The following is a 10196-nucleotide window of genomic DNA, read 5'->3' on the forward strand; positions in this document are numbered from 1 at the left end:
TTCTAAGCTGGATCGGGGATGTCGTCCGCGTCCACGATGGTGTAGGCGTAGCCCTGCTCCGCCAGAAAACGCTGGCGATGCGCGGCGTACTCCTGATCGATCGTGTCCCGGGAGACCACCGTGTAGAAATGCGCGCCACGGCCGTCCGCCTTGGGGCGCAACACCCGCCCAAGGCGCTGCGCCTCCTCCTGGCGTGACCCGAAGGTCCCGCTCACCTGGATGGCGACCCCGGCCTCGGGCAGGTCGATCGACACGTTGGCGACCTTTGAGACGACCAAGGTCATGATTTCTCCGCTGCGGAACGCCTCGAACAGACGCTCACGCTCCCGGTTACGGGTCGACCCCTGAATGACCGGGGCGTTGAGCAGCTCGCCAAGTTGATCAAGCTGATCAAGATAAGCACCGATGACGAGCACCCGGTCGCCCGCGTGTCGTTCGACCAACCGCCGCACGACCGCCCGCTTGCTATAAGCGGTCGCGCACATCCGATAACGCTCTTCAGCCTCCGCCACCGCATAGGCCATCCGCTCGTCCTCGGTGAGTGTCACCCGCACCTCGGTGCACTCAGCCGGAGCGATCCAGCCCTGGGCCTCGATCTCACGCCACGGAGCGTCGTACCGTTTGGGACCGATCAGGGAGAAGACGTCGCCCTCGCGTCCGTCCTCTCGGACCAGCGTCGCGGTCAGACCGAGCCGCCGCCGGGACTGGATGTCAGCGGTCATCCGGAAAACCGGCGCGGGTAGCAGATGCACCTCGTCGTAGACGATCAATCCCCAGTCACGGGCACCGAACAGATCCAGATGCAGGTACTCGCCCTTGCGACGGGCAGTCATCACCTGGTAGGTGGCGATCGTGACGGGTCGGATCTCCTTGCGTTCACCCGAGTACTCGCCGATCTCGTCCTCGGTGAGCGACGTCCGCTTCAGCAGTTCCGTGCGCCACTGCCGGCCGGCCACCGTGTTGGTGACCAGGATGAGGGTCGTGGTACGGGCATGGGCCATCGCGGCGGCACCAACGATGGTCTTGCCAGCGCCGCTGGGCAGCACCACCACGCCCGAACCGCCCTCCCAGAAACCCGCGACCGCGCCCTTCTGGTAGCCGCGCAGCTCCCAGCCGTCCTGGCGCAGTTCGATCGGATGCGCCTCCCCGTCGACGTAACCGGCGCAGTCCTCAGCCGGCCAGCCGACCTTGAGCAACGCCTGCTTGAGCCGTCCCCGCTCGGACGGGTGCACCGCGACCGTGTCCTCGTCGAGGCGCTGGCCCAGCAGCGGCAGGACCTTCTTGGAACGGATGACCTCGGTGAGCACCGCGCGGTCGATGGTCCGCAGGACCAGGCCCCGCTGCGGATCGTTCTCCAGCCGCAGACGGCCGTAACGGTCCATCGTGTCGGCAATGTCGACGAGCAGCGCGTGCGGGACCGCGTAACGGGAGAAGCGAACAAGTGCGTCGACGACCTGCTCCGCGTCATGACCGGCAGCCCTGGCGTTCCAGAGTGCCAACGGAGTGATCCGGTAGGTGTGCATATGCTCGGGGGAGCGTTCCAGCTCCGCGAACGGGGCGATCGCCGCCCGCGCGTCCGTGGCCAGTGGATGGTCGACTTCCAGCAACATGGTCTTGTCCGACTGGACAATCAATGGACCATCAGCCACTTCTCACCGACCTCCCAAAACTTCTCGTGACCTCTGGACGCGCGCTGCCTCTGTCAACCTGAACCGAACCCGCCCAGCAATTCTTGCATGTTCGCCGGCAGCTGAGCCGAAGGCCTCATGACAGCCCGGACGCGAGGATCCCCAGCGGGAAAACGGGCCCGTGGCAGCTACAACCAGGGACGCACCGCCCGTGCACCACCCGTGCACCACCCGTGCACCACCCGCCGCCGAACCGACAAGCCCACGAAGCACCAAGCCCACAAAGCGGCAGCTGCCGTCATGACAGGTCCGTAACGTCCTCCGGATCCAGGAATTCCGGGTATTGCCGGTCCGGTACCGGCATCGACCCGACCGTTCCGGCATCGGCAAGAGCGCCGGCCATACCGCCTTCGGTGACGCCCGGCAGAGTATCCGCGGCACTCAGCTCGACCGCCCAGCCGTAATCGGTGAACCCAGCGGCCGGGAGCACATCCTCAACGTCCATGACACCGGTGACGCGGTGCAGCGCGAAGCGCCGGGTTGTCGTGGCACGCTCATCCCACACGGTCACCCAACCCCCATCAACAACCATCGGACGAACAATACGTTCGCTCGACTTCCCCTGTTGATCAACATAGCCAAGCAACATTCGGCGGCCGGTCCGCGCCGCTCCCTGCAGAGTCACCAGGATCAGCGGAGCCGTTCGCACCATCCGGTCGGGCACCGAACCGATCGCGGCGCTGGCCGCACGGGCCGCGCGGGCACTGTCGTCGCCACGACGAACCATCCGTACCACATCTCGGAACTGCTCGTTGCGAACACCCACGGACTCCGCGCTACTCGGGCGCGGCCGGCCGGGCGTTCTGTGCACCTCCGGTCGGTGCAGGACCACACGTCCGTCCGGCCCTTCACCGACCGGGGCGAACCCGGCCGCGCGCAGGCCCTCCAGCAGCTTGGGCAGAGGCAGCGCGGAGATCACCACGGTGGGCGCGACCCGCCGCAGCCCGAGCGTCTGGGTTCGCCGCGAGGCGACCACCTCCGCGAGCACAGCGGTGTCGTCGCAGCGCAGATATGCCATGGCGGGCCCCGCCCGCAACCGGCCATGACGACGAGCAACATCATTTATAAGATAGTCCAGCGTCTGCGGAATACCCCCGCGAGCGACCCGGGCCAGAAAGTCGCGAATATCCTCGATGACCCGACCGGCATCCAGCGCACGCCGCAGGGATGCTTCAGAGAAGCGGAAGACCGTTGCCGCACCGGCCGACTCGACGTCGGCCATCTGCGTGAGCTCCGCGGCGATCTCCGGCAGCAGCGGGCCCGGGGCCACCGCGGTGAGGTCAGCCTGCACCAGAAGTTCGCTGACCGGCTCGGGCAACATCGGGCTGAGCGCGGCAGCCAGGTCCGAGCGGCTGGCTCCGTCCCCGTCCTTGCCCTCGCCGCGGACCAGCGCCCGCCCCGCCGAGGACAGCGCACCGCGCCCGGTGACACCGAGCAGATCCGCTTCGGTGAACGTCCAGTCGATCATGCGGTCCAGCAGCGGCCCACCCCGGCGAGGCATCCGCCACGCAAGCAGGGCCCGCACCGATTCGGCCGTCGGCGCAAGCCCCACCGGCACCGTCGCGAAGGCGTCCAGCACGAGGCGGCGCAGCTCGGGTGCGTGCTGGCGGCGCAGTTCGACGGAGAGCGCGGCAAGCTGACGGCCCTTGTCGTCGCGCTCCCCCACCAGGCCCGACACCTGCGGAGAACACAGCCAGGCCTCGACCAGCGTGGCCCAACGCATCGCGGGAGTGTCCACACACCACCTGTCATAGGCGGTTGTAGGCATGATCATTACATCGGCCCCGGGAGCGGTGTCCACCAGCCCCGCCGCGTAGGCGGTCTCAATCACCAGCGCCGCGGTCGGTTCGGCGACATCGAGCAGCCTCGCGGCCGTACGGAAGTCCCGGACGCTCAGGCCACCGGTGCGCAACGGGGTGGGCGGGGCCGTGCCCCAGGCTTCCAGCAGTGTCGTCACCAGACGGATCATCGTGTCGGCGGCGAGGGCAGCTGTACCGTCCACCTGAACACAATCGATCGTCTTGCCGGTCAGGACCGGCGGTTCGGGATGCAGCACCCCGCCCGGACGGTCGCCACGCAGCGCGAGCCCGACCTCCCGAGGGAGTTCAACCATGGTCTCGTCGATGCCGATGAGCAGCCCCCTGGCCAGCAGCTGCTCCACCGGTGTGTGAGCGTCGGACGCGGCGAGCAGCCGTCGCGCGTCGCCCGTGTGCCCGAGCGCCGGCCCGGCGGCGAGCCGGTCGAGAAGCTGGCGAGCCCGTGGACCGCATTCCTCGACGAGAGCCGCAACCCGATCCGGGGCGGCCAGCGCGGCGCTCAGTTCGTCAAGGAGAGAGCCGCGGCCCGCTCCGCCCCGGTCCCGCTGGGAAGCGACACCGACCGCCAGCGCGAGGCGCGCGAGGTGCGTGTGCCGGTGACCGGCCACACACACACGTAATGGCCGGCCGAGGCCGAGCGGGCGCTCACCGAGAAGGTCACGGGCCATTGCGACGAGCCGGATGGCGCTGTCATCCCCCCAGATCAGCGCCCGCTCGCGCAATGTCACCAGCGCTGCCGCCACGGCCGCGGTCCCGCAGAACCCACATAGATCATCGATGCTCACTGGCGCCGGAAGCAGCGTCAGTGCCTCACAGACCTCGAGGGTGAACGTGTCAAGCCGCTCCAGCGCGCGCGTCACGCTCACCCGGATCTCCAGGCGGGCGGCGAGGACGTCGAAGTCGGGCGGCGGCGGCGTGGCCAGATCAGGACGCAGCGTGAAAAGCCGAGTCAGCTCGTCGTCAGAAAGGCCTCGCAGCCACCCGGCCGCAGTGGAGGAGACGTCAGCTCCGTCCGCCGACATGGACACCCTCATGACAGTATCCCGCCGACGGCCCAGGAATTCAGGGGGCCGACGGCACGGAAGAACAATGATCGCACCACCATCGGCCCGCTGGGTACAGGAGCCGGCACGCCCTACCGCCCACCATGATCAGATGTGTCGGCACCCAGGACGGGAAACCGCCCGACACCCACTTCGGCCGTGCCCACCTGATCGAGAACCCAGCCTCCGCTGACATCAAAACGGAGTACGGCCACCGCTGGATCAAGATCAATATCACGTGGCAGGAGCGCGGCGAACGCCCAGTCCGGCGGGCCGGTGGAAATTCTGATCGAAGTCACCTGAAGCCGGCCCGGGGGGACAAGCGCGACCAACGGGCTCGCGAAGACCGCTCGCGCTATCGCGTCGATCTCGTCCGCGGTCGGCGCCCGACCGGGCGGAGCGGGGAATCGGTTAAGATCGAATTCGCCTGGGATACTGGTCCCGGCGTAACCGCCGGGATCGGCGATGGGTGTGTCCGCTGCCCGACGCGCGACCGGACGGATGACACGCGGACCAGTAGCATGTTGACGTGCGGGATGTGGACGCACAGGCCCTCCTGCCGCGGGTGACAGGCTGCGACGATACCCAGCCGACATCACGTGAAGCCGCGCACTGTGTGACAGAATGCGACAGACTCGTCGATGCCGATTCGACACGCGAATGCCTCCGAACGCAAGAGCCTGGCGTCAAATGTTTTCCGCAACAGTAGAACATAAATCAAAAACCTGCGGCTAAGAGCGCCCGGCAATAGGGGTGTGGATCAAGGAGTGGGATTGGGGCGCCTGCCCCAGCCCCACGACGTCACAGCTTCTGTTGCCGAGCACCCTAAGTACCTTTTTCGGCTGTTTTTCCGCTTTATCCTGATCGTGCTGGCAGACCGTCACGTGTTCCTGCGATACCACCGGTCAACGCAACTTCCCCGCAGTGTCGACCAGGAACGTCAGATGATGATCGCGCGCCCAGTTGCCAACCCGTGACTGTGCGCTCGCCGACCCCGGCGCCGCAAGCGCCTGCCCGACAGAGAAGCCAACGATCAAAAAGATTACGACAAGAAGCAGATTCACTACGATTCCAACCGGACGCCCGCGGGTTCCCGCACCCGCGGATCGCGCGGTGCCGGACACAACCTCCACACCGGACGGAACCGACTGAGCGAAATCGGCGGCGAAGTCCTCGACCGGTCGGGAACCCGTACCGCCGGACCCAGCGCGCGCGTCGGCCCGGCCTTCCGTGACCCGCGGATCCCAGGCCGCGGCCGTCGCCCCCGCGCCCGTCCCGTCGCCGTTCCCAGGAATCCTGGCAAACTGCCCGGTGCTGTCGATCTCCTCCTGGTCGGTCTGGTCGGTCTGGTCGGTCTGGTCGAATCGGTCCACCCGGTCGGCCGAAGCCGCCCCATGGCCGGCAGGTTCTGTGGCACGGGACGGGTCACCAACGCCCGGCCGGCGGGAACCCGTCGCCGCGCTCCTGCCCGCCACGGCGGAAGCCGGCCCCAGCCCACCCCCAGCCGGTGGCATGGGTGACCCGGGCGGCACCCCCGGCCTGGCCGCGGCGACCGGCTTCGGCGCGTCGCGACCGCGAGCCGGGAACGGGTCGAAGCCCTCCGTCGGAGGACCGGTGTAAGGCCTCGGCCCTGTGACGGTGCCGTTGACGGCGCCTGGTCCAGGAACCTCTGCCATCCGGCCACGGGCGTCCGATCCAGGCCCAGGCACGGGCCCAGGCACGGAGCGGCGACCGAACCGATGATCAACACCTTCCGCCACGGACGCCATGACTGGCCTGCGCACAACCGTGGTCGTGTCCAGCGGGTCAGGGGCACTCGGCAACGCGCGACCGCCGTCCACCGTGGCGGTAACGCCAGTGGCTCCACCCGGCAGGTATGCGGCCGGACGATCGCCGGCCCCACCCACCCTGCCAGCGACGGGCCGTCCGAGCTGGTCGGTGCGTCCAGGCAGCGTGCCAAAAGCCACCATGCGCCGACCCGCGCTGACCGGTCGCCCGCGCCGGACCGGATCACCGGCGCGGACCGGCGATGGGCCAAGTGGCTGGCCAGGCGAGCCGGGCCGCTCGCCAGCAGCGGGCTGGGAGCCAGGAATCAGGGGCCGCGGCCCGCTCGACTCCGGATACCGCGGACGCCCCGAGTGGCCGGGACGCCGCGTGGTGGCATCGTCACCACGCGGCGTCCCGCGCGAATTCACCCAGGGGTCACCTCGAGGATCATCTCGTCGGTCGCCCCGGGGGTCGGGGTCTCCTCGGACCACGCGGGCATCCTCCGGTCACACGCGCACGGCACTGGTTGTGTCGATGTCGTCAGAACAGCGAGATTCAGCGTATCCGCAACAAGTTCAAGTAGCACAACACGCCCCACCCCACCCGAACGAATCTTCACTTTCACCTGATCGCCCAAGCGTGCGCCCAACCGACCACAGTGAGGTGGGTGCAGCGTGCGCCGGATGGCCACCCGCCTGTCAACAACCAGCCCCGGTGTGCCAGCCCGAGCCCAACCGAGGACACGAGCAGACCGCCCGCGACGCCCGCCCATGGCCCGTCGATAGTGGCCTCCAGCAGTGCCGTCCGCACCCGGCTCAGCGTTGGCAGCGCGAGGCCCGCCACGCCATGTGATGATTCGCGGTCACGGTGAACCCGCGAGCGCTTTGGCAACCGCACTTCTCCGAGCATTATGAAACGTGTTGGGGACAGTCCGAAGCGCAGCTGGGAGGCTACTGAAAACGCCTTCACAGGTGCCTTCCCGGGCTGCGTGACCATCTGCTCGGGGCAGCGGCCTCGTCATCGTCCGGTCGTCACAGTCTGTGAATCAGGCGACCCGGCAGCCAAAGCGGCCACGACGTTCGCCATCGTGTGACGGGCCAGTGAGTCAGTGGGTCGGCCACTCGGGCAGCTGGATGTTCGGACAGGAGAACAGGTTGACGAGCTTCAGACACTTTCTCACGGGTACCGGCACGGCGTACCCGGCGGTTGCCGTAACCGTCGACACCGCATTGACCACGTCGGGACGATGCTCCCCACGCGCCGCGTCTCAGCCGACTGTTGGTCGCGTTTCAGTCTTCGCTCAGCTTGTGAGGGGAAGGTTTCTACCATGAACACGCGGCCCCCCTTCACCTCCCCGGATGGACGTTCCTCGGACTCGCGGGCGCCTGACGGCGGCGACGGCGTCCGCTCCGGGCAGAACACCCCGGTCTGGACGGCACCGGAGGTGGAGCCATACCCCGCCACTCACCAGACTGCCGTGCAGCCGGCGGCAAGGAGCGGCCTGGGTGACGCCGAACCCGAACGACCAGCGGCAGCGGCGGCAGCAGGATCTTCCGCATCGACTACCGCGGCTCCCCAGACACGCCCTGAGCGGGACTCGGCCGAGTCGTCCAGCCGGGCCTGGTGGGGAACGCCGTGGAACCCGCCGGGCACGAGCGTCCCCGACGACTCGGCGACCATGGTCGACGCGGGCGGTGGCGCGAACTCCGGATACCCGGGCGGTGCCTTCAGCGCGCCAGGCCCGCCGTCCGGCCCAACATCACCGTTCGGGCCGACACCGCCGTTCGGCACACCGCCGCCGTCCGGGCCGTACTACGGCCCCCCCCAGACCGCCGGACAACCGGCACCACCACCACGCCGCAAACGGCTCGTCGCCGCCGCGATCGCGATCGCGCTGGTCTCCGCTGGGGTGGGCGGTGGCGTCGGTGCCCTGGTCGCCGGCGGCAACAGCACGCCGACTGTGGTGTCGTCCAGCGGCCTGCTGCGCGGCACCAGCGGCGCGGGAACATCCCCAGCCGCGTCCGGCACGGTGTCAGCCGCCGCGCAGACGATCCTTCCGAGCGTGGTCACGATAGCCGCCGCATCAAGGAACCAGGCAAGCACCGGTTCCGGAGTAATCATTCGCCAGGACGGCTACATCCTGACCAACAACCACGTGGTATCCGATGCCGCACAAGGCGGTTCACTGCAGGTGACCACCCAGGACGGCAAGGAGTTCAACGCAAGGATCATCGGGACCGACCCCACCTCCGACCTCGCGGTAGTAAAGATCGACACGACCGGGCTGCGGGCGACCGCCTTCGGCAACTCGGACGCGCTCGCGGTTGGCGAGCTGGTGGTCGCGGTCGGCAGCCCGCTCGGCCTCAGCGGTACCGTCACATCGGGGATCGTGAGCGCCATACACCGGCCGGTGCGTACCGGTGACACGAACGTCCAGGACAGCAACGCCGTTCTCGACGCTATCCAGACCGACGCCCCGATCAACCCTGGAAACTCCGGCGGCCCGCTCACCAACAGCAAGGGTGAGCTGATCGGCATCAACTCGGCTATCGCCACGGTGGGCTCGGGCGGCGGCGGGTTCGGCGGCCAGCAGGAACAGCAGTCCGGCAACATCGGTGTCGGGTTCGCGATCCCGTCCAACTATGCGCAGTCGATCGCCGAAGAACTGATCAGCAGAGGCTCGGCGGTGCACCCGTATCTTGGCGTGAACGCGTCAACCGCGGGAGCGAGCCAGACCGATCCGAACGGCGATGGGACCGGTGCCAAAGTCGAGAATCTGGTCGGCAACGGTCCCGCGCAGCAGGCCGGGCTCCAGCGCGGCGATGTCATCACCAAACTGGGAGACCGCCGGATCACGAGTGTGGATGGACTTATCGCCGCGGTCCGCTCCCAGGACATCGGCAGCAAGGTGACCGTCACCTACACCCGCAACGGTCAGACGCGCACCGCGGAGGTCACCCTGGCCCAGCAGCCACCGTCCTGATCTTCCCGCCCCGTTGACATCCGGCCTTTCCGGATCTTTGCCAAAAGATCTGGAAAGGCCGGATGTCGGCATCTCAGCCACGATCATTTTGATCGTAAGATACTGCCCATCACGCATCCACGGCATCCGGACCCGCCAGCTGGCGCCAATCAAGATCAAAAAATGGCACCAGCCAGGCCGGAAAATTCGATCACACAACCTCCGGCCCGCGGATCCAGCGGGTGGCAGCAGAATTTTCCTGACATTCCCCCCTAGCCTGGCCAGGAAGCTCTAACGTGGCGAGCGGTGACGGTGTAACCCGCTCCACACCCGGACGCGGCTATGACTCATCTCGCCGACGGGGGACACAGGAGAATGCACTGATGAACGGCGGTATCCGCCGCACTGACCCAGCAGACGTATCCGCCACCGGCCCGAGCCTCGATCGATCCGCGGTTGCGCCCACTGCCCGCGACGCCCAAGACAGGCCCCGCACGCCGCTGCCACGGACCCCGGAGTCGGATATCGACCTCGTCATGCGGATCCGGCGAGGCGAACGGGATGCTTTCGACGATGTTTACGAACAGTACGCCGACGACGTCTTCTCGATGTGTCTGCTCATCCTGGGCGAGGCCGAGGTCGCTCAGGCGGCGGCGGGCACAGCGTTCGCCCTCGTTGCCCGGACCCGGCTGGGCGCGCTCGGCGACCCTACCCGGTTGCGCTCATGGCTACTCGAGCTGGCCCGCGGCAGCGCCCTGGCCTGGTCCGGCTCGCCCCAGGCCCGCGGTGGCCCGGTGCGGCACGCCGCGGCCCCTGAGGAGATGCTCGCAAAGACTCAGCTCACCCCGGCGCCCAGGGGACTGCGGGAAGGACTTGTCCGCACCTTCGATCGAGCCGCGACGGCGCTCGGAAGTCCGGT

5 protein-coding genes and 1 pseudogene are annotated in these 10196 nt (G+C 68.1%); 2 read left to right on the forward strand and 4 right to left on the reverse strand.

The features are described from left to right. Positions 1 to 2: 2 nt before the first annotated feature. The 4 genes from MJ785_RS07270 to MJ785_RS07285 all read right to left on the reverse strand — a co-directional run bounded on the left by MJ785_RS07270 (position 3) and on the right by MJ785_RS07285 (position 5921). The gene (locus MJ785_RS07270) at positions 3 to 1649 is read right to left on the reverse strand and encodes a DNA repair helicase XPB (protein ID WP_239309808.1); all 1647 of its coding nucleotides are present in this window, start codon (positions 1647 to 1649) and stop codon (positions 3 to 5) included. A gap of 277 nt (positions 1650 to 1926) precedes the next feature. Beyond that, positions 1927 to 4539 carry a helicase-associated domain-containing protein gene (locus MJ785_RS07275; protein WP_239380234.1) on the reverse strand — a complete coding sequence of 871 codons (2613 nt, stop codon included), beginning with the start codon at positions 4537 to 4539 and terminating at the stop codon, positions 1927 to 1929. A 101-nt stretch (positions 4540 to 4640) separates the two neighbouring features. Then, the gene (locus MJ785_RS07280; RefSeq protein WP_239348269.1) at positions 4641 to 5096 is read right to left on the reverse strand and encodes a hypothetical protein; all 456 of its coding nucleotides are present in this window, start codon (positions 5094 to 5096) and stop codon (positions 4641 to 4643) included. 357 nt (positions 5097 to 5453) lie between these two features. Next, the gene (locus MJ785_RS07285) at positions 5454 to 5921 is read right to left on the reverse strand and encodes a hypothetical protein (protein ID WP_239380235.1); all 468 of its coding nucleotides are present in this window, start codon (positions 5919 to 5921) and stop codon (positions 5454 to 5456) included. 1721 nt (positions 5922 to 7642) lie between these two features. On the opposite strand from MJ785_RS07285, the gene MJ785_RS07290 reads away from it, so the two are divergent. Continuing rightward, the gene (locus MJ785_RS07290) at positions 7643 to 9298 is read left to right on the forward strand and encodes a S1C family serine protease (RefSeq protein WP_239380236.1); all 1656 of its coding nucleotides are present in this window, start codon (positions 7643 to 7645) and stop codon (positions 9296 to 9298) included. Positions 9299 to 9660: 362 nt separating this feature from the next. After that, positions 9661 to 10196: pseudogene (locus MJ785_RS07295) on the forward strand (hypothetical protein); the annotation flags it as partial.

Origin of the sequence: Protofrankia sp. CiT1 (genome assembly GCF_917627335.1) — a bacterium.
GTDB lineage: Bacteria > Actinomycetota > Actinomycetes > Frankiales > Frankiaceae > Protofrankia.